Source organism: Oceanihabitans sp. IOP_32 (assembly GCF_009498295.1).
GTDB lineage: Bacteria > Bacteroidota > Bacteroidia > Flavobacteriales > Flavobacteriaceae > Wocania > Wocania indica.
In genome coordinates this window covers 415,001-438,244 of sequence record NZ_CP040813.1, presented here as the reverse complement: position 1 = coordinate 438,244, position 23,244 = coordinate 415,001, and the positions used below count along the sequence as shown (strand labels likewise).

The following is a 23,244-nucleotide window of genomic DNA, read 5'->3' as shown; positions in this document are numbered from 1 at the left end:
TTACTCAAAATAGTTACCCATAAATTAGAGCCATTTTTTGCGTTTAAAATACAACAATAAACCTATAAAAATTAAAATCATAACACCCCATAAAATAAAATAGGCATATTTATAACTTAGTTCTGGCATGTGCTCGAAATTCATGCCGTAAATACCAGCAATAAAGGTAAGCGGAATGAAAATGGTGGACATGATGGTAAGTACTTTCATGACCTCATTCATTTTATTGCTAATGGTGGTCATGTACATATCCATTAAACTCCATATCATTTCCCGGTATATATCGATGTTTTCAGACACTTGAATGAGATGATCATAAATGTCTCGATAAAATGTTTTAGTTTTTTTATGAATTAGTGTGCTTTCGTTTTTTTCAATACGACTTAACACTTCGCGAAGCGGAAAAATGGCACGTCTAACCTTTAGTATTTCTCGTTTTAAATCTTGTATGTCTTTGCTAATTTCATCGGTGGCTTTTCCTGAAAATATTAAGGTTTCAAAATCTTCTATTTTATCTCCCAATACATCAATAATGTTAAAATAATGGTCTACAATGGCATCGATTAAAATATAGAGCAAATAATCTGAATGCAGACTACGCACTCGGCCTTTAGAGTGGCGTATTCTATCTCTAACACCATCGAAAACATCGCCGTCAGATTCTTGAAAAGATAGCACGTAGTTTTTTCCTAAAACAAAACTAACTTGCTCTGCGGCTACCTTGTTATTGGCATCATAATACAGCATCTTTAAGACGACAAATAAATAATCTTCGTATTCATCAATTTTCGGACGCTGAGAAATATTTGCGATATCTTCTAAAACTAAAGGGTGCAGGTTGTAGTGTTGACCCAATTTTTCAATGTCTTTTACGTGATTTAATCCGTTTAAATTAATCCACGTAACAGAATCCGAAAGTTTAAAATCGAAGCTTTCTTCTACAGTTAGCAATTCTTTTTCAATACATTCTTCTTTATTGTAATCGAAAACTTCAATAAAAAGTTTTTGAGACCTTTTTTTGCCCGTGTAGATGATGCTACCTGGAATTTGTCCTAGTTTTTTATTAAAAATTTTCCCTTTGGTTTCTAACATGAAAAAAATATGTTTGTTAAAGATAAGTAATTATGGATTAAGTTGCGTAGCTAAATTATTACACACCGCTATCATGATCTCCAATGGCATCTTTTTTTACAAGTGTTACTGCTTTTTGTAGCATTAGGTTGTTAGGGTAAGTAACGAGGTTTCCATTATCTAGACGTAAATGTAAGTGAAAAGCTCTAATGTCTTCAATAATGGCGGTAATTGGAAAATCTACATCGTGAATTTTAATCTTATCACCAACTTTGTAAGGAAAGTTAAAAAACATAATAACACCCGAGGTAACGTTGCTTAAAATAGACCAAACTGCAAATAATCCGATACCGATAACTGCAAATACCGATGAGAATATAAGTGCTAAATCTTTAAATTTAGCTCCAAAAATATAGGTTACAATTACTATAGCTATTAAAACAAGTGTTACTGAAACATATCTAAATACGAGACGTATTCGCGCTTCGTTTATGCCGTTCTTTCTGGCAACCTTAGCAATAGTGAAATTAGTAATGGCCCTAATAATTAATAAGGAAATAAGTACAATGGCTGTTATTACTAGTTGGTGTTGCAGTGTCTCTGAGAGCATAATGTTTTATTATATTATTTACAGTGCAAATATACAGTAGAAACTCATATGACAAGATCTGTGAGTGTACATAATACAACTGTTTTAAATGTGCTTTTAGTATTTAAACCCTTTACTCTAGTGCAGTTTAAGTACAGTTCTTAGAACGGTATCTTTAATGGTATTTTTTTTCCAGTAGGCAGATTTAATAGATGCCAGTTTTACTGCTTTTGTAATGGTGGTTTTATCGGACTTGTGTTTAACAGTCTCTTTCCAGCCCAGTATTTGGTGTGGAAAAACAGGGTTAAACTCTATGGTTAAGGTTCTGTTTAATTCTGGGTACTTCAATGTGTACGAACTGCTTTTTAAATCTGCTTTAGCTTGATAAGCTTTTTGTTCTTTTTGATTTAACTGAAAGTATTCTAAAGCTGGAATAATTTTTACATCACCCGTTGGTAAAGATTTTGGGTTAATCCGCAATTTTACCCAGAGTTCATTTTCTAAAATACTTTTTTCACGTTTAAAAAAGGTGTCGCCGGCGGTTTCAAAATAGGAGTATGATTTAATTTCAAACTGGTCTTTATTGTTTAGTTGCGAGAATGTTTGGCCACACCACTCTTGTATAGAACTTGTTATTTTAATGGCATGTTGATTGTTGGAAACGGGAAAAAAAGTGCTTTGCATTACAGAGTAAGGGTATATACCTGTATTAAACTTTTTGGTCGCGTTTAGTTTTAAAACAGAGACTGTGTTATTACTTTTTTGGTCTGCTTTTACTTGTTTGTGGGGTAAGAAATCTTCGGTAACATATATTAAAACAGCTTGACCTTGGTGTATTTCACCATAACGCGCTTGCTCTAATTTATAGGATGTGATTTCTGCTTTTCCAGAATACCAGTACTCTTTAAATTTTTGCCAAGGGATTTGATGTGAAGTAGCGTTGTTTTGAATAACTTTATTTTCTAAATTTTCACTTAAGGCCTCCTTATTATCTTGGTTTCCGCAAGAAGTGATAAGTACTAAAATCACAATAATTAACCAAAAATGTGTTTTGGTATTAAAAAAATGTGTCATCTGCGATAAATTTTATAGTTAAAACTACAAATTTATCAGCTTAAAGCCATGTCATTTAACGTTTTATAAACCATATGAAGAGGTAATCCCATAACATTAAAATAAGAGCCTTCTATTTGGGTAACACCAATGAGGCCAATCCAATCTTGAATACCATAAGCACCAGCCTTATCAAAAGGTTTGTAATTTTTTATGTAGTGTAATATTTCTGAATCACTTAAGGTTTTAAAAGTGACTTTCGTGATGCTGTGTACTGTTTTTTCTGAAGTTGTTGTGGTAAAACAAACCGAAGTAATCACCTCATGAGTGGAGTTGCTTAGCGTTTTTAATATAGTAAAAGCTTCTTCTGCATCTTTTGGTTTGCCTAAGGCTTTATTATTGTGCCAAACGATGGTATCGCTTGTTATTAAAATATCTTTTGGTTTTAGTTCAGATTTAAAAGGCAGAGCTTTTAATTGAGCTAAATAATTACTGATTTCAAAATGCCTTAGACGATAAGGGTATTCTTCAGTAATGGGTTTAAGTCTAATTTCAAATTCTACTCCTAAATTTTTTAAAAGTTCTTGGCGTCGTGGTGATCCAGACGCCAAGATAATGTGGTGGTTTTTAAGCTTTTCTTTTAGCATGACTTTAAATGGTTACTTTGTTTGCTTACCATACTACCTTGTACATTACAAGTTAATTAGTGGTAATATTTCAAAAACTTAAATGCGATTGTAGTAAACAAAATTTTCAAACTAATATAAACTAAATCCCGAAAGCTCTAAAATAGAATAAATACAACACAGGGAGACGTTAAAGTAACCCTTGATGTTTTTTGTAGTTGAGTTTTAAAGTATCGAAATAGAACAATTAAGAGTTAAATTCAACTTAAGTTTAATGAGGGTTACTTTTAAACTAATACGCAATACATGACCAATTAATCATATTTTGCGCTAAAATTACTATTCCATTTGTCTTGTACTTTTAAAACCTGTTCTATAACATCACGAGCAGCGCCTTGGCCTCCTTTTTTGTGAGAAATATATTTCGAAATTCCTTTTATTTCAGGTACAGCATCTTGTGGACAACACGGTAGGCCCACGCGTTTCATTACAGGGAAATCTGGAATGTCATCACCCATATATAACACGTGTTCTGGTGTAATCCCTTTTTTGTTTAAGTAGTCGTCAAGCTGTTCAATTTTATTATGCGCACCGAGGTAAATATCGGTAATGCCCAAACCGGTTAATCGAATACGAACGCCTTCGTTAGTACCTCCAGAAATTATACAAACATTAAATCCTGCATCTGCGGCGGTTTTAAGGGCATAACCATCTTTAATGCTCATGGTGCGAAGCATATCGCCATTTGTGGTAACGCTAATAGAGCCATCGGTTAAAACACCATCTACATCAAATATAAAGGTGTTAATATGTTTTAAGTGTTCTTTATAACTTTTTTCTTCCATGGGTTTTTTGAATTGAATAGGTTAGTAGCTCGTATATGGCTTTGTGATGATTGTTTTTTAATTGTTTTAAATGTTTTCTAATGGTCTTTTTATCGTGTCGTTTTGCTGGTCCTGTTTGAGCCCTATACGGAGATAAATCTTGAACTTTTTTTGCAGTCTCTAGAATTAAGGGCTTCAATAAATCGAATTCTGCACCCTCACTTTCGGTTATTTCGTGTCCAATTCTGTACAATTGATTGGTGAAATTATTCACAAAAACAGCTGCTAAATGGAGTACACGTCGTTGGTCACTATTTACTTTTTTAGTGGGACTTCCTATGGCAACAGCAAGGGCTTTAACTATAGAATAATCTTTTTTATTTATCGTCTCAATACAAATGGGTACATTTTTAAAATCGATATCGGCCGTTTTACTAAATGTTTGTAAGGGGTAAAATACGCCACGGCGATGTTTTTTATCCATATCGTAAACCCCAACACTACCCGAAGTATGGAGTACAATTCTGTTTTCAAACGGCAGTTGTTCTGATACGCCCGCGATTGCATCGTCGCTTATCGCTAAAATATAAATATCGGCTTGTTTTAATTGCGATAAATCGTTAATAATTTCAACCTCGTTTTTATGCGCACTAATGGTGTTTGTGTCTCTACTAAACCATTGGTTTACAGTGATGTTTTCAGCTTTATTGAAAGCTTTAAAAAGATGTGTGGCAACATTTCCAGCGCCAATAATGGTTACTAAAATCATTCCGCTAAAATACTAAGAATTACCAATTACAAATGCTGAAATACAGTTTTTTTAAAACAGTAAAAAATACACGGTGCAAAGCTGTTTTAAGTTTTCAAAACTTTCATCCATCTTAAAAAATAAATATTCTAACTTTGTTTACTATGATAAAAAAAGATATTAAAACTAGAGACGATGTGTTTTTATTGGTTTCGTCCTTCTATGAGAAGGTTAGAAAAGATCCTGTTTTAGGGCCTATTTTTAACAATGCCATTAAAGACTGGGATACCCATTTAGAGCGTTTAACCAACTTTTGGGAGTCCAGTTTATTTCTTAAAACAAAGTACAATGGTAATCCATTAGAGGTGCATATAAAAGTCGATAAAGAAAATAATCACTCTATTTCCGAATTCCATTTTGGGCTCTGGTTAAATCTTTGGTTTGAAACAGTTAACACACTTTTTGAAGGCGATTATGCCGAAAACGCCAAATATCGGGCTCGAAAAATGAGCACTTTTTTGTATTTAAAAATATTTGAAAGTCGCAAAACAACTTAAATTTTAAGCCACCATTGTATTATAGTTTTAAGTTTACTGGTATTTTATGAATCATCGAAAATTCTTGTCAACTCTTCCAAATTTAACACTTTAAATACTCATAAATCCTTAAATTTGCAAAACCCAAAACAAGGTTGTTATTATGCAAAATAAACTCGCCAAAGTTCTTTTCTCTACACGATTTACCGCCATTTTATTTATTATTTACATTGCCGCTATGGCCGCAGGTACTTTTATGGATGCTGGGCAAGACACATCGCCTACACCTTACACGCGAAATTTAATCTATAATGCATGGTGGTTTGAAGCCATCATGGTGTTTTTTGTTATTAATTTTGCTGGAAATATTTATCGCTATAGACTTTATAAAAAAGAAAAATGGGCCACATTAATAATCCACTTGTCCTTTATTCTTATACTTTTTGGTGCCTTTATAACACGCTATGTGAGTTTTGAAGGTATGATGGCTATACGGGAAGGTGAAGTAGAAAACACGTTCTTATCTCAAAAAACATATATTACGACATATATTGATGGAGATTTTGAAGTTAATGGACAACATCAAAGACGCGTGTTAGAATCTGAAGTTGATTTTTCTAAACGTTTACAAAATAAATTTAAAGTTTCTACCGATTATAATAAGCAACCTGTAACAATCGAGTTGGTCGATTTTATTGCTGGTGCAGAAGAAGATGTTATTCCTGATGACAATGGAGATTTATTCCTGAAATTGGTTGAAGGTGGCGATAGTGGGCGACATAATCATTTTTTAAAAGTTGGTGAAGTACAAAATATTCATAATGTTCTTTTCGCGCTTAATAAACCCACAAAAGGGGCCATAAATATTAGCTATAATGATGACGGCTCATTAGACATCAATTCGCCTTTTGAAGGGGAGTATATGACTATGGCCACGCGTGCAGAAGGACAGCTGGTTAAAGATAGCTTACAACCTTTGGTATTGCGATCGTTGTATAAAATTGGTACTATGCAAATGGTTTTTCCAAATCCTGTTGTTAAAGGCGTTTTTGGTGTTGTGCAAAAGTCTGAAGTGCAAAAAAATGATAGCGATGGTGTTGTGCTTAAGGTAACTACTAATAACGAAACCAAAACGATTGGGCTACTGGGAGGTAAAGGGGTTAATAATGCTTTTAAACAGTTAAAAGTGGGCGGTTTAGATTTTGCATTCAGGTACGGCTCTAAAGTTTTAGAATTGCCTTTTCAAATTAAATTAAATGATTTTGAGGCCGAACGTTATCCAGGTACCGATAAAAGCTATTCTGCATTCTCAAGTCAAGTGACCGTTTTAGATGAAGAAAAAGGGGATTTCGATTATAAAATATATATGAATAATATCCTCGACCATCGTGGATATCGATTTTTTCAAGCTAGTTTTGATCCCGACGAAAAAGGTACCATACTATCTGTAAATCATGATTATTGGGGTACCCTAATAACTTATATTGGTTATATTTTACTGTATTTTAGTATGATGGCCATTTTATTTGTTAAAGGCTCTCGTTTTCATGATTTAAAAAAACAACTCAATAAAATAAAGACTAAAAAAGCAAAATTACTCTCCTTGGTGTTTTTATGCCTGGGAATGAATGTGTTTTCGCAATCGCATGCAGAAAATGATGGTCATAACCATTCTAAACCATCAAAAACACAAATAGATTCTATACTTAAAGCCAATATTACTCCTAAGGCGCATGCCGACGAGTTTGGACATCTGGTTATTCAGGATATTAGTGGCCGTATGATGCCAGTAAATACCTATGCCTCTGAAATGCTCAGAAAATTAAGTAAAAATGATACTTACGAAGATTTTGATGCTAACCAAGTCCTCTTATCCATACAAGAGAGTCCTTTATTATGGTATAACGTACCTATTATCTATATTAAACCTAAAAAGGGCGATTCTATAAGAAGTTTAATAGGTATCCCAAAAGAGGCTAAACATGCCACTCTAGCCGATTTTTTTACAGTAAGAGGCGAATATAAATTATCACCGTATTTAGAAGAGGCTTATAAAGCACAGGTGCCTTCGGGGTTTCAAAAGGAGTTTAAAGAAACCGACCAGCGTGTTAGCTTATTGTACAACGCGGTTGAGGGGATGTCTCTAAGAATTTTCCCAATTCCAAACCATGAAAATAATAAATGGATTTCGGCATACGATTATCGCATGAATAAAGATCTGAGAGAAAAAATTAAAGACTCCCTCTATGGCAACTTTATTAAAAATGGTTTTAGAGCGTATTTAGTAACCTTAAATAGAGCAAAGCAATCGGGTGACTTTAGCGAAGCCTCAAGTTTATTAAGTGCATTTAAAAAAACGCAGCATCAACATGGCGCAGAAGTCATGTTAAGTGACGAGAAGATTAATACCGAAGTTTTATATAATAAATATGATATTTTTAAAAAACTGTTTAGTTGGTACCTCTATGCAGGTTTCTTGCTGTTTGTGGTTTTAATATTTCAAATTTTTAAAGAAAAAAGCAAGGCTATAAAAGGCGCTGTAAAAGTGTTAAATGCTGTTGTAATTGCATTGTTTTTAGTGCATACTGTTGGTCTAATTATGCGTTGGTACATCTCTGGTCATGCACCGTGGAGTGATGCCTACGAGTCCATGATCTATGTGGCTTGGGCAACTATGTTTTTTGGTTTGGTTTTTGGCAGAAAAAGTGATTTAACCATTGCGGCAACTGCATTTATAACGGCTATGATCTTGATGATTGCACATTGGAATTGGATGGATCCTGCAATTGCTAATTTACCTCCTGTTTTAGATAGTTATTGGCTTATGATTCACGTTGCAGTTATTGTGGCAAGTTATGGGCCGTTTGCATTAGGGATGATTTTAGGAGCGGTGGCTTTATTGCTAATGATTTTTACCACCAAAAAGAATAAAGCCAAAATGGATTTAAATATTAAAGAACTTACCGTTATTAATGAGATGGCTTTAGTGGTAGGTTTAGTGTTGTTAACTATTGGAAACTTTTTAGGCGGTATGTGGGCTAACGAAAGCTGGGGTCGTTATTGGGGCTGGGATCCCAAAGAAACTTGGGCACTAATAAGTATAATGGTATATGCTTTTGTTGTGCATATGCGATTAATTCCAGGGTTGCGTGGTCGTTGGTTGTTTAATCTGATGTCTATTGTGGCCTTTTCTAGTATATTAATGACCTATTTTGGAGTAAATTTCTATTTAGCAGGTTTGCATTCTTACGCCAGTGGCGATCAAATAGTAAGTGTTAAGTTTATTGCCGTGGCTTGTGTTATTATTGCCATTTTAGGTTTTTTCGCTTACCGCGGATATGCTAGGCATTACAAAAAATGAATTAATAATCTAGCAACCATATTATTTTAAAACCAAGAGGGTTCGTTTTTTTTGGATTGAATTTTTTTTAATTCTTATCCCGAAATTAAATGTCAAGCAGGTTTAAAAGGTATCTGTATCCTAATCCGAAAACGATAGCTAATCCAAAACTCATTAAAGTTCCGATAAGGATATATTCGGTTAACTTACGGTCTTTAGCTTTCGATAAATCACTAAAACGAAATACCGATTTTGCGGTTATTAAGAATCCTATACCCGCCCAATAATTCATGATTATAAAGCCAAATACAAACAAACGTTCTAAAATACCAATATAGGCGCCAGCGTGTTCTAGAGATTTGTCACTATTATTTTCCTTTAAATACCATTTGGAAATAACAATTTTCATGATTGTAGATGAGACTACAGTAACCCCCAACAAGCATGTAATTAATAACATAAATTTGGAGTTGTAAAGCGAATTTATACTAAAGTTAAAAGGCTCGTAGATATTAACAACCACAGCGATTATTATGATATGTGCACATTGATCTAAACTAAAAAGAAGTCTGTTATTAATAACATTCGTGAGGTTTAACTTGATGATGTCTATAATGTAATGTGAAGCAATAATGATTAAAATTCCCAACCAGTAGTTAAAATCGGCCTGCAAAACCAGAATTAATGCGCCGGTATGAACTAAAATATGCCCATATAAAAACTTCGATTTATGCTTGTGGGTTTCTTTGTGAGCAACCCATTTGTCGGGTTGCAATAAAAAATCGCCAATAAAGTGCGCTAAAATTAATTTTATGAATAATGTGAGCATAGCTTTTGTATTTCGGTGTTGTAGTACTCTAACAAGCTTGAAATCTCATCAAAACCAGCACGCTTAAGACCTTGGCTAATATTTCCTTGTGTTTTACCAAAATGTTTAGCGAGTTGCATTTGGTTTAATTCTGGGTTTTCAAGTGTTGTTTTAACTAATATTGCAGTTGTTGGCGTCCAATTATTCATAGTTAATAAGGCTAATTCCAACATGATATTTATAGGCTTGTCAAAAGTTTTAAAAGGTGTTTTTATGGCAAGCGTGGTTTTTTTTAAGGCTTCAAAACATTCGCCAGAATTCACAAAGGCACTACCGTTGGATTCTGTGATTTTTTCAGATTGATAGGTTTTATCTCCTATACCAATGGCGAGTCTGACATCAATTATTTCAAATTGTTTTATTGCGGCCTTAATTAAAATACTGGCTTTTAACGCATCTTTTGGCTTAACTTCTACCTGAAAACTATCACCTCTGTATATTTCCCATATTAATGGCGAGCTTCCAAAATAATTCAAAACCGTTTTAAGACCCTCTAACCATTGTTTTGGAGCGCTTTTTTTAGAGTTTATGATATCTCCAGTTATTATACTTGTCATAAGTCATATAAAATAGTCATTATCAAAGATATAAATTTTATTAATGAAAATTAAATTATTAGCTTAAAAACTAATAATTAATATTATTAGCTATTAAACTAATAATTGTGCTTATTAGTATTATACTTAATATGTAAATTGTTCGCTCTACAAAACTTGATAAAAAAGTAGGTGTTAAACTCCATTTTAAACTAATACCTTTGCAGACAATTTTTAAAAAAGAAGGGTATTTATGAAATTATTTAAAGAATTTAAAGAGTTTGCTGTAAAGGGCAATATGATGGACATGGCTATTGGTATTATTATTGGCGCTGCATTTAATCAAGTAATCGATGTTTTGGTTAAAAAAGTGTTATTACCACCATTATCCTTATTAACCGATGGGGTACATTTTAACGATAAGCGTATTATACTAAGAGATGCTGTGCTAAGTGCAGATAATACGATTCTTAAAAACGAAGTGGCTATTGGTTACGGCGCTTTTGCCGAAGCTTTTTTAGATTTTCTAATAGTGGGTTTTGCCGTTTTTATTGCCGTTAAATTTATGAATCGCTTGCGTAAAAAATCGCAGGACACTAAAGACACTTCAATTGCTACACCAAAAGATATTGAATTGCTCTCTAAACTTACAGATTTGATGGAAGAGCAAAATACGCTCTTGAAGTCAAAAAAATAAAAGCAATATAAACAAGTTGTAAATAATGACAGAAACCAAGAGTTTCCGACTTAATAAAAACACTGAAGGCAATTTGCGTTTAGTATAGTTACCAGATGTCGTAAACAAAAGGCAACGTGATAAGCTGTTAACAAGTTAACAAGTTTCAGTTTCTTGACTGGGATTACTTTTATTTTAAAAGGTCTTTTATTTTATTGTAATGAATGTCTTTAAAATCTGAGATCACTTTATCAGCTGTCGAGTAATCTTGGTTGTTAGAATACCCGCTATTAAATCCAACACAAAAAATTTGAGCTGCGTTTGCGGCTTTTATACCGTTGGTAGAATCTTCAATAACCAGGCAAGACGCTCTATCAAAACCAGAAGATTTAGCCGCGTTTATAAATATTTCTGGATGCGGTTTTGAGGCTTTTAAATCGGCTCCACTTAGTTTATCAACAAAATACTGGTCTAGGTTAAAACGTTCAAAGATTCTATTAATATTGGGCATAGATGCCGACGATGCTAATACCAGTTTTAATCCATTGCTGTGGTAATCTCGAATCAATTCTAAAACGCCGTCAATAAGTTGAAAACTGTCATCATTATCAAATAAATATTTAAAATGCTTGCGTTTAATAGCAACTAATTCTTCTGGAGATTGATTAAGACCAAAAGTTTGACATAACGTTTCGCATATAGGATATGTCGCTTGACCGGTAAACGATTGGTAAAGCGCATCAGACACTTGAATACCTACCTCATTAAACATTTTATCATACGCTTTGTGATGCAGGGGTTCACTATTCACAATTACCCCATCCATATCAAATATTACAGCTTTTAACATAGTATAATTTTTGGCAAAGATATTAGATTACTTAATAAACACCTAAACAAACTATTTTGTAGTTTTGAATTATCCATAAAACAACTAATTATCAAAACAAAATCAAATTTTCACGAGAAAAACAAACATAGGGCTGGATACCATTTAGAGGTTTTATGTGCGTGTATGCCCCAATTAAAAGAATTTGTGTTTTTAAATAAATTCGACACTAAAACCATTGATTTTGCGAATCCTAAAGCGGTAAAAGCATTAAATACGGCGTTGTTAAAGCAGCATTATCACATACATTATTGGGAGTTTCCAGATATTAATTTGTGTCCGCCAATTCCTGGTCGGGTAGATTATATTCACCATATATCACAGCTTTTAGAAACAGCGAATATTACAAATAACATTAAAGTCCTGGATATTGGTACAGGAGCTACTTGTATTTATCCTATTTTGGGAGTTGCAGAGTATAATTGGACTTTTGTGGGATCGGATATTGATACAAAATCTATAGAAACTGCCCAGAACATCATTAATAAGAATAAATTAAACACTCATATTTCTTTAAGACACCAAAAAAATCCTGCTCAAATTCTTAAAGGAATTTTAAATGAACAAGATAGATTCTCAATTTCTATTTGTAATCCACCATTTTATAAATCTGAAAGAGAAGCCTTAGAAGCAACTAGAAGAAAACTGAAGGGATTAAATAGGGAAGGGGCTGAGGTGGTTAGAAACTTTGCTGGCACCCATAATGAACTTTGGTATAAAGGTGGTGAAAAAGCATTTATTCACAATTATTTATACGAAAGTTCTTTATTTAGAGAACAATGTATTTGGTTTAGCACCTTAGTGTCTAAAAAAGAATTGTTAAAAGATTTTTACAGCTCTTTAAAAAAGTTAGGAGCTAGCACTATTGAAACCATACCTATGAAACAGGGTAATAAATTATCGCGTATTGTGGCCTGGACCTTCGAATAAACAAATAGGTTTCCAGATAAATTCATGCTTTACCTGCTTATTTATGCTGTGCCTGATTATCTCATTACAAGAAATGCTAGGGATTTATAAAGACATTTTTAAAAAAAAGATTTTTTTATTGAAGCAGTTGGTAATAAGAAATATTTAAAAACAGAGAAAACAATAATGTTAAAAAGTTATTTTTGCATTTTAGGATTAAAAATAGAGATATGAAATTAGATATTCTTGCTATTGGTGCGCATCCAGACGATGTGGAATTGGGTTGTGGAGCTACCATAGCCAAAGAAATAGCCCATGGTAAAAAGGTAGGGATTATAGATTTAACTCGTGGCGAATTGGGTACTAGAGGTACTGCTGAAACTAGAGCAATAGAGTCTAGCAATGCATCTAAAATATTGGGAATTGCGGTTAGAGAGAATCTAGGTTTCGCTGACGGTTTTTTTGTCAATGATAGGCAGCACCAATTAGAAGTTATTAAAATGATTCGCAAATATAAACCCGAAATTGTGCTTTGTAATGCTGTAGAAGATCGACATATAGATCACGCTAAAGGAAGTCAATTGGTTAGTGATTCTTGTTTTTTAAGCGGATTAGTTAAAATCGAAACGACTCTTGACAAGGATTTACAAGAACCTTGGCGTCCAAAACAGGTTTACCATTATATTCAATGGAAAAATTTAGAGCCAGATGTTGTGGTAGATGTTTCCGATTTTATCGAAGTTAAAATGAAGGCGGTTTTAGCGTATAAAACTCAGTTTTTCGACGCCTCAAGTAAAGCGCCCCAAACACCAATATCTAGTAAAAATTTCACCGAAAGTGTAAATTATAGAGCTCGAGATTTAGGGCGATTAATTGGTGTTGAGTTTGCAGAAGGCTTTACAACAGAACGTTACCCTGCAGTAGATAGTTTGTTCGATTTAAAGTGAAAATTATTCTTAAAAAAGGAAAGAAAAAATTTGGTGCAATCACAAAATAAACTATCTTTGCAAGCGCATTACAAAATGCAAGTTACATGGTGGTTGTAGCTCAGTTGGTTAGAGCATTGGTTTGTGGTACCAAGGGTCGCCGGTTCGAATCCGGTCTTCCACCCAAAAGTAAAAGCCTCTCAAGAAATTGAGGGGCTTTTTTTGTGAGATTACTGAAGGTTTTTCCTTTCTAGATTAACAACTGTTACTTGAACACAACTTTTGGACTTGACCTTCTTTTATGGTGTAACACCAATTTATTTTGAAATATCGTATTGTTAATTTGGTATAAATGTCATGTTTCAAAAAAAAAATTAATCCAAGGGCACCCGCTCTTCACGATTAGCTAACTCCCAAGCGGTATAAAAAATTAAACGTGTACGGGTTTCTAGAAACTTATAGTTTATTTTATCTGGAGTATCTGTTGGTCTGTGATAATCGTCATGAGTACCATTAAAATAAAAGATTACTGGGATGTTGTTTTTAGCAAAATTGTAATGATCTGATCGGTAATAGAAACGATTAGGATCGTTTAAATCGTTGTACGTATAGTCTAATTTAAGGTTTACATATTTCTTATTTACAGCTTCCGAAACATCGTGCAAGGCTTTACTTAATCGATCCGATCCAATGAGGTATAAATAATTATCTCCATTTTTATGTTTAGAATCCACACGACCAATCATATCTATATTTAAATTAGCAACAGTATTCGCTAAAGGAAATACGGGCTCTACCTCGGTGTAATATCGCGAGCCAAACAACCCAATTTCTTCGCCAGTTACATGTAAAAAAAGAATAGAACGCTCGGGACCATAACCATCGATCTCGGCAGCTTTAAAAGCTCTGGCAATTTCTATGATAGCTACCGTGCCCGAACCATTATCGTCTGCACCATTGTTAATGTCGCCATTTGAAGCTATCCCAATATGGTCTAGATGTGCAGATATTACAATTACTTCTTCTGGTTTTTTAGAGCCCTTTATATACGCAAGAACATTTTCTGATGCTTTCGCTTTACCGTTAAAATAAGCTTCGGGTATAGTTTGAAAATAGTCACCATCACCAAGAGGTGACGAGATTTTGGCATCTATATAATTGTTTTTAATAAATTCAATGGCTTTTTTTTGTCCAAGTTCACCCGTACTTCGTCCTTCAAACTCATTAGATGCGTATATGAATAACATCTTTTCGAGTTCGGTGGCTGTTATGGTTTCGGCGTACTGGCTAGGGTCAATCCCTAACTTTTTATTTTGAGAAGAGCTGCAGGACACTATTAATAGTGCACTAAAAAATAATAAACCAATTTTTTTCATGAGTTTAGACATTTGGTTTTAGCTTACTATATTACAAAAAACAGTTCATTTTTCCTGCTTAATGGTTATAAATAGATATAAAATGGCGTTTATAAGTTTAAATTTAGTCCCTAAACATATTGTTTTTATAAATCTAGGACGACGATGGCCTGTTTTATTTATGGGCACATGAGTTTTTATGGAGTACTATTTGTACCCGAGTCAAAATTATTTTGCAACTGACATTTGTCATTTTTTCAATGCCCTTGTTCCTGTATATTTACTTTGTACAAGACACAAAATTTATGAATAAGATATTATTACCAACAGATTTTTCTGAAAACTCTATAAATGCAATCCATTATGCTCTGGAGTTATTTAAAAATACGCACTGCGATTTTTACTTTTTTAACGTACAGAAAGCCTCTTCGTATATTTCTGGAGACATGATGACGGTTTCCTCAACTACAAGTGTTTATCAAACCTTGATTGATGAGGCTCAAAAATCTATATCGCAACTTATCTCTGATATGAAATCGAAATACCGTAATAATAAGCATCTATTTCACTCGGTTGTAGATTACGACGATTTTATTGACGCTGTTAATCAAGTCTCAGAAAATCATAATATCGACTTAATTATTATGGGAACAAAGGGTGCATCTGGTTTAAAGAAAATTCTTTTCGGTAGTAATACCGTAAAAATCATGCAGCGTAGTAATCTTCCTGTTCTTGCTATTCCGTCTGGATATAGTTTTCAGGGTGTTGAAAAAATCGCTTTTGTAAATTCAAATTTCAAATTGATTAATACCAACAATTTTAAGCCCCTTGAAGATATAATGACCGTGCAAAATTCGACTTTAGATATTTTACATCTTTCAGATCAACGACAAGAGGGTTATAGTCAAGAAGAAGCTCAAGACTTTTTCAATACGATTTTTAAAGAGGCTAAGCACGAATTTATTAATACTTCGATTGAAACAATGTATGATGATGTTCATGATTATATTGTTAACAATAATATTAAAGTATTAGCAATGGTAGATAAAAAACATTCTTTTTTTGAACGTCTTTTTAAAATTCAAGACATTCAACGGTTTGCTTTTAATATTGATATTCCCTTTTTAGTGATGAGAAACACAGCCCTTTAAATAATGGGCTTTGTTAAAAAGCCTATTATGTTTTTTACAAATATTAGTGTGTATAGCTATTTTTATAGCTTGACTTATCAGAAATAATTACAAATGAAATTTTTTCAAAAACACATAACATTAACACCGCGCTCTAGAGGATTTCATTTAATAACAGATGAAATTATTAATGCAATTTCAGAAATACATCTTATTAAAATTGGAGTACTTCAAGTGTTTATAAAACATACTTCTGCAAGTTTAACTATAAACGAAAATGCCGATTATACGGTAAGAAATGATTTTGAAAGTCATTTTAATGTCATGATACCCGAAAATGCTCCTTATTACGAACATGTTTATGAAGGTATTGACGATATGCCCGCACATATTAAGGCATCTGTTTTAGGGGCGTCTGTGCAAATTCCTATTTCTAATGGGGAACTTAATTTAGGAGTTTGGCAAGGCATTTATTTATGTGAACATCGAAACCATGCCAATTCAAGAGCTTTAGTGATTACTGCTTTTGGACAATAAACTTTTATACTCCATTTGGTTTTAACTTGTTTTTTGCACAAATTAATTGTTGTAATACGTATTCTACGCCCAATTCATTATTTGTTTTGGTCTTAAAACGCGCAATTTTTTTAACCGTCTCATGAGCATTTTCCATGGCGTAACTAAAATAGCCACGTTTTAACATTTCGATATCGTTGTTATAGTCTCCAAAAACCATAGTTTCTTCAAAAGAAATATTTAAACGCTCTTGAAGCATTCTAATGGCGTATCCTTTGTGAGCTAATTTGTCCGATATGTCTACCCAGTGATGTGCCGATGTTTTTACTTTAAAGTCCTGTTCTAAATGTTTTACGAAAGGATAAATATGTTTTTCAGAATTTTCTTCATGAAAAAGTGCTACCTTATAAATATCCTCTGTTATAGTATTTGCATTTTCAATAAACTCGTAATCGGGATAATACTCTTCTAAAAGTGCTATAAGGTTTTTAGAATCACTGTTTACAAATGCTTTGTTTTTTCCGCAATAAACGGGGTGAGTATGTTTTAGGGCGTTAATTAAACGGATAACTTGAGCCAGCTTGGTTTTTTTTAAAGGGGAAGATAAAATAACATCGTTATTTTTGGAAACTAGCGCACCATTATCCGATACTATGGTAATATCATTTTTTATGGTATGTAGTTTTTTTATGATGCTATATTGTGGTCTGCCACTAGCGGCAACAAAAACAATATTATGTGCCAATAGTTGGTTAAACAATTCTGTAAACTGTGCACTCACTTCTTGTTTTGAATTTAGTAGGGTGCCGTCCAAATCGGTAACAACTAATTTTATTTTAGATAAATCCATCAAATTATTTTATTGCGGTTTACAAACTTAGTACTCGAGTTTTTATCGTTTAAATTAATTTCAAATATATTGTAGTAGGAGCAAATAGGAGCGTCATTCTGAAGTAAGTTTAATAAAGAACAAAAAAAAATCTGATTCAATTTAGAATCAGATTTTTTATTAAGCGAATAATATGTTTTACAATAGGCGAAACGCCTTATTTAATTTTCTCTACTACAGCTTTAAAAGCTTCCGGGTTATTCATAGCTAAATCTGCTAAAACCTTACGGTTTAATTGAATGTCATTAGCTTTTAAGGCTCCCATAAATTGAGAATAAGATAAACCGTGCTCTCTGGCTCCTGCGTTAATACGCGTAATCCATAGTTTACGGAATGTTCTCTTTTTGTTTCTACGATCTCTATACGAGTATTGCATCGCTTTGTCAACCGCATTTTTTGCTACTGTCCAAACGTTTTTACGACGTCCGAAGTAACCTTTTGCTTGCTTAATCACCTTTTTTCTTCGGGCTCTTTTAGCTACAGAATTTACTGATCTTGGCATAATTTTAATTGTTTTTTGTAGTAGGCGATCAATATGAGATACTTTTCTATTTTTTCTAGCTTGAAATCAAAATTCTTAAACTAGAAATAAATAAGCCTAACTCCAGGGTTTATAAATTGTTTTAACCGATTAAAATCCTGTTACTTTAAACGTAACATGAGTTTAACATTATTTAAGTCTGCCTCATGAACTAAAGTCATTTTAGTTAAGGCTTTCTTACGCTTTTTAGATTTTTTCGTTAAGATATGACTCTTAAAAGCGTGTTTTCTTTTAATTTTACCAGTGCCTGTAAGCTTAAAACGCTTTTTAGCACTAGATTTGGTTTTCATTTTAGGCATTTTTTTCTCCTAGTTTTTAATTAATTCGCTTAATTATTTTGAAGCCCAGTTTAAAATGGGCTTATAGTGTTATATACTTGTGCAATACCTATGTTTATTTCTTTGGGGTCATAAACATAGTCATACGCTTACCTTCTAAACGAGGCATTTGTTCCACTTTTCCAAACTCTTCAAGATCTTGCGCTAATCTTAGTAATAAGATTTGTCCCTGTTCTTTAAATATTATCGAACGGCCTTTAAAGAAAACGAATGCTTTTAATTTAGCACCTTCTTTTAAGAACTTTTCAGCGTGTTTCTTTTTAAATTCGTAATCGTGTTCATCAGTTTGAGGTCCAAAACGGATTTCTTTTACCGTAACTTTGGTGGCTTTAGACTTTAAAGATTTATCACGTTTCTTTTGTTCGTAAAGAAACTTTTTATAATCCATAACCTTACATACAGGAGGCTCTGCATTTGGTGATATCTCTACCAGATCTAATTCTTGCTCATTTGCTATTCTCATAGCATCACCTTTAGTATAAATACCAATTTCAACATTATCCCCAACAAGACGCACTTTTTGTGCCGTAATTTTGGAGTTGATTTTGTGTTTATCCTCTTGTGAAACCCTTCTAGGTTGTTGTCTTCTTCTAATTGCTATGACTTTATAATTTTAAATTAAACTAATTATTTTTAAAACGATTTTAGCGTTTTTTTAATGTCTTCTTTTATCATCTCAGTGAAGGCTTCTACAGATATCATGCCTAAATCTTCACCACCGTGTTTTCGTACTGTAATCTTACCTTCTTGTTCTTCCTGCTCACCAACAATAATCATATATGGGTGCTTTTGCATTTCGGCTTCCCTAATTTTTTTGCCTATGGTCTCATTTCTGTGATCAGTAAGTGCGCGAATTTCGTCATTTTCTAGCAAATTTAAAACTTTTTCGGCGTATTTCTCATATTTTTCACTAATAGATAATATAATGGCCTGAGTAGGTATCAACCAAAGTGGGAAATTTCCGCCAGTATGTTCTAATAATAATGCGATAAACCGCTCCATACTACCAAACGGTGCACGGTGTATCATTATAGGTCTATGTGTCTCGTTATCACTGCCTTTATAGGTTAAATCGAAACGCTCTGGTAAGTTGTAATCAACTTGTATGGTGCCTAGTTGCCAGCGTCTTCCAATAGCATCTTTCACCATGAAATCTAGCTTCGGACCATAAAACGCTGCTTCTCCTGTTTCAATAACATAGTCTAAGCCTTTATCTGTAGCCGCATTTATTATGGCCTGTTCTGCTTTTTCCCAATTGCTAACATCTCCTATATATTTGTCTGGATTTTCAGGATCCCTTACAGAAACTTGTGCAGTAAAATTTTCAAAGCCTAACGAACCAAATACATAAAGCACTAAATCGATAACATCTTTAAATTCTTTGTCTAATTGTTCTGGCATACAAAAGATATGTGCATCATCTTGAGTAAACCCGCGTACACGCGTCAAACCGTGTAATTCACCACTTTGCTCATATCTGTAAACTGTACCAAATTCTGCATAACGCTTTGGTAAATCTTTATAACTCCAAGGTGCGCTTTTGTAAATCTCACAGTGGTGCGGACAATTCATTGGTTTCAGCAAAAACTCCTCATCTTCCTTTGGTGTTTTAATAGGCTGAAAGCTGTCCTCACCATATTTTGCATAGTGCCCAGAGGTTACATATAATTCTTTTTGACCAATATGTGGTGTCATTACTGTTTCATAACCTGCTTTTTTCTGCGCAACCTTTAAAAAATTCTCTAAGCGCTCCCGTAAAGCGGCTCCTTTGGGTAACCAAAGTGGTAAACCTTGCCCAACTTTTTGTGAAAAGGTAAACAATTCTAATTCTTTACCTAATTTTCTATGGTCACGTTTTTTGGCTTCTTCAAGTAGTTGTAAATATTCTGTGAGTTCCTTTTGTTTCGGGAACGAAATACCGTAAACACGGGTTAATTGAGGCTTATTCTCGTCACCACGCCAATAGGCACCGGCAACACTTAAAACCTTAACAGCTTTAATAATACCTGTGTTAGGAATATGTCCGCCACGGCATAAGTCAGTAAACGTAGAATGATCACAAAATGTAATCGTACCATCTTGTAAGTTTTCAATGAGTTCGGTTTTATATGGGTTATCCTCGTAAAAGGACAAAGCCTCAGCTTTTGTTGCAGAACGCATTTTAAACTCGTGTTTTCCTCTTGCGATCTCCAACATTTTAGTTTCAATGGCTTTAAAGTCCTTTTCAGAAACCGTATGTTCACCAAAATCAACATCATAATAAAACCCATTTTCAATAGCAGGGCCAATAGTAAGTTTGGCGCCAACGTATAGTTCTTCGATCGCTTGAGCTAAAACGTGCGCACTACTATGCCAAAAAGCGGTTTTACCAGCATCATCTTTCCAAGTGTATAAAATCAGAGTACCATCGGTAGTTAGTGGTGTTTCGGTCTCTACTGTGGTACCGTTAAAATTTGCCGAAATCACATTTCTAGCAAACCCTTCACTTATGCTTTTAGCAACATCCATTGGTGTAACGTTCGCGTTAAACGTTTTCACACTGCCATCAGGTAATGTTATATGTATCATTTAATATAATTATATTCAATCCGCAAAAATAGACATATAAATAAATCCACACAATATATAGGAGTAATTTATAATAGAGCTGTTGTTTTTTTTCTTAGGGCGTTCCCTTACCGCGCATTGGATGTTGTAAGGTCAGGCTTTGAGCTGTACCTGCCGGCCGGCCGGCAGATCTTTTTTTTACCATAGGCGGCCGCAAATAAAGGCTGTCACCTTAATCCTTAACCCAGTCTATCGTTGCACGTAGGTTTTCAGCTTTTTTTTGGGGTTCTGTATATTATGGTAGTGGAGTAAAACCTTATACCTATATAATCTTATAGCTATATAATAAGGAGACCTACAAACCGTAAAACGAGGTAATACCATACGGACTTATAATAGGTAGGGGTGTAATGAGGTAGTGCGACCTTATTAAGGAGTATTATTTAAAGACTATCTAAAAAGAATCATAATCTAATAAATTTGTTAGTAGGCCCAATGTAAACCAATACATTTACGATAACATCTGTAAAACGTGTGGGACTTATAGGTGTTTAACACCAAAAAACCGCCTCAAACAAAATTAGTTTATAGTATTCGATTGGTTTTAAGTTTATAACCCCCACAAAACAAGGCGATTAAAAAGGCGGCAAAAAAACTTTAAAAAAAGGCTAAAAAAAGTAGTTGATAATACGGAAATGTATTGTATGTTTGCACCCGCTAAAACGGGTATTAAACTTGTTAGAAGCGAAGTTCATTTAGAGTGTGATTTAAGGATAAAAAAGTAGAGTGATATTTTTTTTAAAAAAAAACTTTAAAAAGCATTGTGAGATTAAAAAAAGGTGTTATATTTGCACCCGCTAACGGAGGAAACGACGTTAGTTCAAGAGAAACAAGTTCATAAACATATTGAATTGACAGCGTAAGATTTTAACTGGAAACGGTTAAGATCACAAAAGAGAATAGACCATTTTGAGAACTAGAACATTCCTATTTAGTTGTTAAAGTTGTTGGCTAGTTTTAGAATTAGCGAGCACGATAAAAATTAACGATGAAGAGTTTGATCCTGGCTCAGGATGAACGCTAGCGGCAGGCCTAACACATGCAAGTCGAGGGGTAACGAGAGTGCTTGCACTTGTCGACGACCGGCGCACGGGTGAGTAACGCGTATAGAATCTGCCTTTTACTGGAGGATAACCAGGAGAAATTCTGACTAATACTCCATAGTATATAATATTCGCATGGATTTTATATTAAAGATTTATCGGTAAAAGATGATTATGCGTCCTATTAGCTAGATGGTGTGGTAACGGCATACCATGGCTACGATAGGTAGGGGCCCTGAGAGGGGGATCCCCCACACTGGAACTGAGACACGGACCAGACTCCTACGGGAGGCAGCAGTGAGGAATATTGGACAATGGGCGAGAGCCTGATCCAGCCATGCCGCGTGCAGGATGACTGCCCTATGGGTTGTAAACTGCTTTTATACAGGAAGAAACACCTCTACGAGTAGAGGCTTGACGGTACTGTAAGAATAAGGATCGGCTAACTCCGTGCCAGCAGCCGCGGTAATACGGAGGATCCAAGCGTTATCCGGAATCATTGGGTTTAAAGGGTCCGTAGGTGGATGATTAAGTCAGGGGTGAAAGTCTGCAGCTCAACTGTAGAATTGCCCTTGATACTGGTTATCTTGAGTTATTATGAAGTAGTTAGAATATGTGGTGTAGCGGTGAAATGCATAGATATCACATGGAATACCAATTGCGAAGGCAGATTACTAATAATGAACTGACACTGATGGACGAAAGCGTGGGGAGCGAACGGGATTAGATACCCCGGTAGTCCACGCCGTAAACGATGGATACTAGTTGTTCGGACTTCGGTTTGAGTGACTAAGCGAAAGTGATAAGTATCCCACCTGGGGAGTACGTTCGCAAGAATGAAACTCAAAGGAATTGACGGGGGCCCGCACAAGCGGTGGAGCATGTGGTTTAATTCGATGATACGCGAGGAACCTTACCAGGGCTTAAATGTAGATTGACAGGTTTAGAGATAGACTTTTCTTCGGACAATTTACAAGGTGCTGCATGGTTGTCGTCAGCTCGTGCCGTGAGGTGTCAGGTTAAGTCCTATAACGAGCGCAACCCCTGTTGTTAGTTGCCAGCGAGTAGTGTCGGGAACTCTAACAAGACTGCCGGTGCAAACCGTGAGGAAGGTGGGGATGACGTCAAATCATCACGGCCCTTACGTCCTGGGCTACACACGTGCTACAATGGTAGGGACAGAGAGCAGCCACTTCGCGAGAAGGAGCGAATCTATAAACCCTATCACAGTTCG

22 protein-coding genes, 1 tRNA gene and 1 rRNA gene (1 of these 24 running past the window's edge) are annotated in these 23,244 nt (G+C 34.5%); 9 read left to right on the top strand and 15 right to left on the bottom strand.

Going from position 1 to position 23,244, the window contains the following annotated elements:
- Nucleotides 1-24: 24 nt before the first annotated feature.
- The 6 genes from corA to FEZ18_RS01790 all read right to left on the bottom strand — a co-directional run bounded on the left by corA (nucleotide 25) and on the right by FEZ18_RS01790 (nucleotide 4,932).
- A complete protein-coding gene (gene corA, locus FEZ18_RS01815; protein WP_153266730.1) occupies nucleotides 25-1,092 on the bottom strand; it encodes a magnesium/cobalt transporter CorA in 1,068 nt (355 codons plus the stop codon).
- 58 nt (nucleotides 1,093-1,150) lie between these two features.
- Nucleotides 1,151-1,681: a mechanosensitive ion channel domain-containing protein gene (locus FEZ18_RS01810; RefSeq protein ID WP_153266729.1), complete on the bottom strand. Its 531-nt coding sequence runs from the start codon at nucleotides 1,679-1,681 to the stop codon at nucleotides 1,151-1,153.
- Between the two features lie 117 nt (nucleotides 1,682-1,798).
- The gene (locus tag FEZ18_RS01805; RefSeq protein ID WP_153266728.1) at nucleotides 1,799-2,734 is read right to left on the bottom strand and encodes a septum formation inhibitor Maf; all 936 of its coding nucleotides are present in this window, start codon (nucleotides 2,732-2,734) and stop codon (nucleotides 1,799-1,801) included.
- Between the two features lie 35 nt (nucleotides 2,735-2,769).
- Nucleotides 2,770-3,360 carry a Maf-like protein gene (locus FEZ18_RS01800; RefSeq protein WP_153266727.1) on the bottom strand — a complete coding sequence of 197 codons (591 nt, stop codon included), beginning with the start codon at nucleotides 3,358-3,360 and terminating at the stop codon, nucleotides 2,770-2,772.
- Nucleotides 3,361-3,653: 293 nt separating this feature from the next.
- Entirely contained in the window at nucleotides 3,654-4,184 is a 531-nt protein-coding gene (locus FEZ18_RS01795; protein WP_153266726.1) for a KdsC family phosphatase, read from the bottom strand.
- Nucleotides 4,165-4,932, bottom strand: coding sequence for a Rossmann-like and DUF2520 domain-containing protein (locus FEZ18_RS01790; RefSeq protein ID WP_153266725.1), 768 nt, complete (start codon nucleotides 4,930-4,932; stop codon nucleotides 4,165-4,167). The genes FEZ18_RS01795 and FEZ18_RS01790 overlap by 20 nt, the downstream gene beginning before the upstream one ends.
- Nucleotides 4,933-5,075: 143 nt before the next feature.
- Here FEZ18_RS01790 and FEZ18_RS01785 point away from each other — a divergent pair, with 143 nt between their 5' ends.
- Nucleotides 5,076-5,468, top strand: a complete 393-nt coding sequence (locus FEZ18_RS01785; RefSeq protein WP_153266724.1) for a group III truncated hemoglobin — start codon at nucleotides 5,076-5,078, stop codon at nucleotides 5,466-5,468.
- A 142-nt stretch (nucleotides 5,469-5,610) separates the two neighbouring features.
- Nucleotides 5,611-8,808 carry a cytochrome c biogenesis protein CcsA gene (gene ccsA, locus FEZ18_RS01780; protein ID WP_153266723.1) on the top strand — a complete coding sequence of 1,066 codons (3,198 nt, stop codon included), beginning with the start codon at nucleotides 5,611-5,613 and terminating at the stop codon, nucleotides 8,806-8,808.
- Nucleotides 8,809-8,893: 85 nt separating this feature from the next.
- On the opposite strand, the gene FEZ18_RS01775 is transcribed toward ccsA, so the two are convergent.
- Both FEZ18_RS01775 and FEZ18_RS01770 read right to left on the bottom strand, forming a co-directional pair.
- Nucleotides 8,894-9,616 (bottom strand): DUF3307 domain-containing protein, encoded by a 723-nt coding sequence (locus tag FEZ18_RS01775; protein WP_153266722.1) that lies wholly within the window; start codon nucleotides 9,614-9,616, stop codon nucleotides 8,894-8,896.
- The gene (locus FEZ18_RS01770) at nucleotides 9,598-10,212 is read right to left on the bottom strand and encodes a transcriptional regulator (RefSeq protein WP_153266721.1); all 615 of its coding nucleotides are present in this window, start codon (nucleotides 10,210-10,212) and stop codon (nucleotides 9,598-9,600) included. Before FEZ18_RS01770 ends, FEZ18_RS01775 begins: the two co-directional genes overlap by 19 nt.
- A gap of 232 nt (nucleotides 10,213-10,444) precedes the next feature.
- Here FEZ18_RS01770 and mscL point away from each other — a divergent pair, with 232 nt between their 5' ends.
- Nucleotides 10,445-10,888, top strand: a complete 444-nt coding sequence (gene mscL / locus FEZ18_RS01765; protein WP_153266720.1) for a large conductance mechanosensitive channel protein MscL — start codon at nucleotides 10,445-10,447, stop codon at nucleotides 10,886-10,888.
- A 169-nt stretch (nucleotides 10,889-11,057) separates the two neighbouring features.
- On the opposite strand, the gene FEZ18_RS01760 is transcribed toward mscL, so the two are convergent.
- Entirely contained in the window at nucleotides 11,058-11,717 is a 660-nt protein-coding gene (locus tag FEZ18_RS01760) for an HAD family hydrolase (RefSeq protein ID WP_153266719.1), read from the bottom strand.
- Between the two features lie 3 nt (nucleotides 11,718-11,720).
- On the opposite strand from FEZ18_RS01760, the gene rlmF reads away from it, so the two are divergent.
- The 3 genes from rlmF to FEZ18_RS01745 all read left to right on the top strand — a co-directional run bounded on the left by rlmF (nucleotide 11,721) and on the right by FEZ18_RS01745 (nucleotide 13,776).
- Nucleotides 11,721-12,686 (top strand): 23S rRNA (adenine(1618)-N(6))-methyltransferase RlmF, encoded by a 966-nt coding sequence (gene rlmF / locus FEZ18_RS01755; protein WP_410505146.1) that lies wholly within the window; start codon nucleotides 11,721-11,723, stop codon nucleotides 12,684-12,686.
- A gap of 209 nt (nucleotides 12,687-12,895) precedes the next feature.
- Complete coding sequence (gene bshB1, locus FEZ18_RS01750) at nucleotides 12,896-13,612, top strand: bacillithiol biosynthesis deacetylase BshB1 (RefSeq protein WP_153266717.1); 717 nt, start codon at nucleotides 12,896-12,898, stop codon at nucleotides 13,610-13,612.
- A gap of 88 nt (nucleotides 13,613-13,700) precedes the next feature.
- Nucleotides 13,701-13,776 (top strand) — tRNA-His (locus FEZ18_RS01745).
- Nucleotides 13,777-13,965: 189 nt separating this feature from the next.
- On the opposite strand, the gene FEZ18_RS01740 is transcribed toward FEZ18_RS01745, so the two are convergent.
- A complete protein-coding gene (locus FEZ18_RS01740; protein ID WP_153266716.1) occupies nucleotides 13,966-14,967 on the bottom strand; it encodes a M28 family metallopeptidase in 1,002 nt (333 codons plus the stop codon).
- A 284-nt stretch (nucleotides 14,968-15,251) separates the two neighbouring features.
- Here FEZ18_RS01740 and FEZ18_RS01735 point away from each other — a divergent pair, with 284 nt between their 5' ends.
- Nucleotides 15,252-16,097 carry a universal stress protein gene (locus FEZ18_RS01735; protein ID WP_194269502.1) on the top strand — a complete coding sequence of 282 codons (846 nt, stop codon included), beginning with the start codon at nucleotides 15,252-15,254 and terminating at the stop codon, nucleotides 16,095-16,097.
- A gap of 93 nt (nucleotides 16,098-16,190) precedes the next feature.
- Complete coding sequence (locus FEZ18_RS01730; protein WP_153266714.1) at nucleotides 16,191-16,613, top strand: secondary thiamine-phosphate synthase enzyme YjbQ; 423 nt, start codon at nucleotides 16,191-16,193, stop codon at nucleotides 16,611-16,613.
- Between the two features lie 4 nt (nucleotides 16,614-16,617).
- On the opposite strand, the gene FEZ18_RS01725 is transcribed toward FEZ18_RS01730, so the two are convergent.
- The 5 genes from FEZ18_RS01725 to thrS form a co-directional block, all read right to left on the bottom strand.
- Nucleotides 16,618-17,442: an HAD family hydrolase gene (locus tag FEZ18_RS01725; RefSeq protein ID WP_153266713.1), complete on the bottom strand. Its 825-nt coding sequence runs from the start codon at nucleotides 17,440-17,442 to the stop codon at nucleotides 16,618-16,620.
- A 196-nt stretch (nucleotides 17,443-17,638) separates the two neighbouring features.
- On the bottom strand, nucleotides 17,639-17,983 hold the full coding sequence (rplT, locus tag FEZ18_RS01720; RefSeq protein WP_153266712.1) for a 50S ribosomal protein L20: 345 nt from the start codon (nucleotides 17,981-17,983) through the stop codon (nucleotides 17,639-17,641).
- Nucleotides 17,984-18,123: 140 nt separating this feature from the next.
- Nucleotides 18,124-18,321, bottom strand: coding sequence for a 50S ribosomal protein L35 (gene rpmI, locus FEZ18_RS01715; protein WP_153266711.1), 198 nt, complete (start codon nucleotides 18,319-18,321; stop codon nucleotides 18,124-18,126).
- Nucleotides 18,322-18,415: 94 nt separating this feature from the next.
- Nucleotides 18,416-18,961, bottom strand: coding sequence for a translation initiation factor IF-3 (gene infC / locus FEZ18_RS01710; RefSeq protein ID WP_228122913.1), 546 nt, complete (start codon nucleotides 18,959-18,961; stop codon nucleotides 18,416-18,418).
- A gap of 32 nt (nucleotides 18,962-18,993) precedes the next feature.
- Entirely contained in the window at nucleotides 18,994-20,928 is a 1,935-nt protein-coding gene (thrS, locus tag FEZ18_RS01705) for a threonine--tRNA ligase (RefSeq protein ID WP_153266709.1), read from the bottom strand.
- A gap of 1,024 nt (nucleotides 20,929-21,952) precedes the next feature.
- On the opposite strand from thrS, the gene FEZ18_RS01700 reads away from it, so the two are divergent.
- Nucleotides 21,953-23,244 (top strand): 16S ribosomal RNA (locus FEZ18_RS01700); it runs 230 nt beyond the window's last position.

Bases quoted from the DNA above. Each gene is read 5' to 3' on its own strand.
- FEZ18_RS01775 (WP_153266722.1), bottom strand. From the start codon at position 9,616: ATGCTCACATTATTCATAAAATTAATTTTAGCGCACTTTATTGGCGAT.
- ccsA (WP_153266723.1), top strand. From the start codon at position 5,611: ATGCAAAATAAACTCGCCAAAGTTCTTTTCTCTACACGATTTACCGCC.
- FEZ18_RS01800 (WP_153266727.1), bottom strand. From the start codon at position 3,360: ATGCTAAAAGAAAAGCTTAAAAACCACCACATTATCTTGGCGTCTGGA.
- FEZ18_RS01740 (WP_153266716.1), bottom strand. From the start codon at position 14,967: ATGAAAAAAATTGGTTTATTATTTTTTAGTGCACTATTAATAGTGTCC.
- FEZ18_RS01760 (WP_153266719.1), bottom strand. From the start codon at position 11,717: ATGTTAAAAGCTGTAATATTTGATATGGATGGGGTAATTGTGAATAGT.
- corA (WP_153266730.1), bottom strand. From the start codon at position 1,092: ATGTTAGAAACCAAAGGGAAAATTTTTAATAAAAAACTAGGACAAATT.
- FEZ18_RS01735 (WP_194269502.1), top strand. From the start codon at position 15,252: ATGAATAAGATATTATTACCAACAGATTTTTCTGAAAACTCTATAAAT.
- FEZ18_RS01785 (WP_153266724.1), top strand. From the start codon at position 5,076: ATGATAAAAAAAGATATTAAAACTAGAGACGATGTGTTTTTATTGGTT.
- FEZ18_RS01770 (WP_153266721.1), bottom strand. From the start codon at position 10,212: ATGACAAGTATAATAACTGGAGATATCATAAACTCTAAAAAAAGCGCT.
- FEZ18_RS01730 (WP_153266714.1), top strand. From the start codon at position 16,191: ATGAAATTTTTTCAAAAACACATAACATTAACACCGCGCTCTAGAGGA.
- rplT (WP_153266712.1), bottom strand. From the start codon at position 17,983: ATGCCAAGATCAGTAAATTCTGTAGCTAAAAGAGCCCGAAGAAAAAAG.
- bshB1 (WP_153266717.1), top strand. From the start codon at position 12,896: ATGAAATTAGATATTCTTGCTATTGGTGCGCATCCAGACGATGTGGAA.
- thrS (WP_153266709.1), bottom strand. From the start codon at position 20,928: ATGATACATATAACATTACCTGATGGCAGTGTGAAAACGTTTAACGCG.
- FEZ18_RS01790 (WP_153266725.1), bottom strand. From the start codon at position 4,932: ATGATTTTAGTAACCATTATTGGCGCTGGAAATGTTGCCACACATCTT.
- FEZ18_RS01805 (WP_153266728.1), bottom strand. From the start codon at position 2,734: ATGACACATTTTTTTAATACCAAAACACATTTTTGGTTAATTATTGTG.
- FEZ18_RS01795 (WP_153266726.1), bottom strand. From the start codon at position 4,184: ATGGAAGAAAAAAGTTATAAAGAACACTTAAAACATATTAACACCTTT.
- mscL (WP_153266720.1), top strand. From the start codon at position 10,445: ATGAAATTATTTAAAGAATTTAAAGAGTTTGCTGTAAAGGGCAATATG.
- FEZ18_RS01810 (WP_153266729.1), bottom strand. From the start codon at position 1,681: ATGCTCTCAGAGACACTGCAACACCAACTAGTAATAACAGCCATTGTA.
- FEZ18_RS01725 (WP_153266713.1), bottom strand. From the start codon at position 17,442: ATGGATTTATCTAAAATAAAATTAGTTGTTACCGATTTGGACGGCACC.
- rpmI (WP_153266711.1), bottom strand. From the start codon at position 18,321: ATGCCTAAAATGAAAACCAAATCTAGTGCTAAAAAGCGTTTTAAGCTT.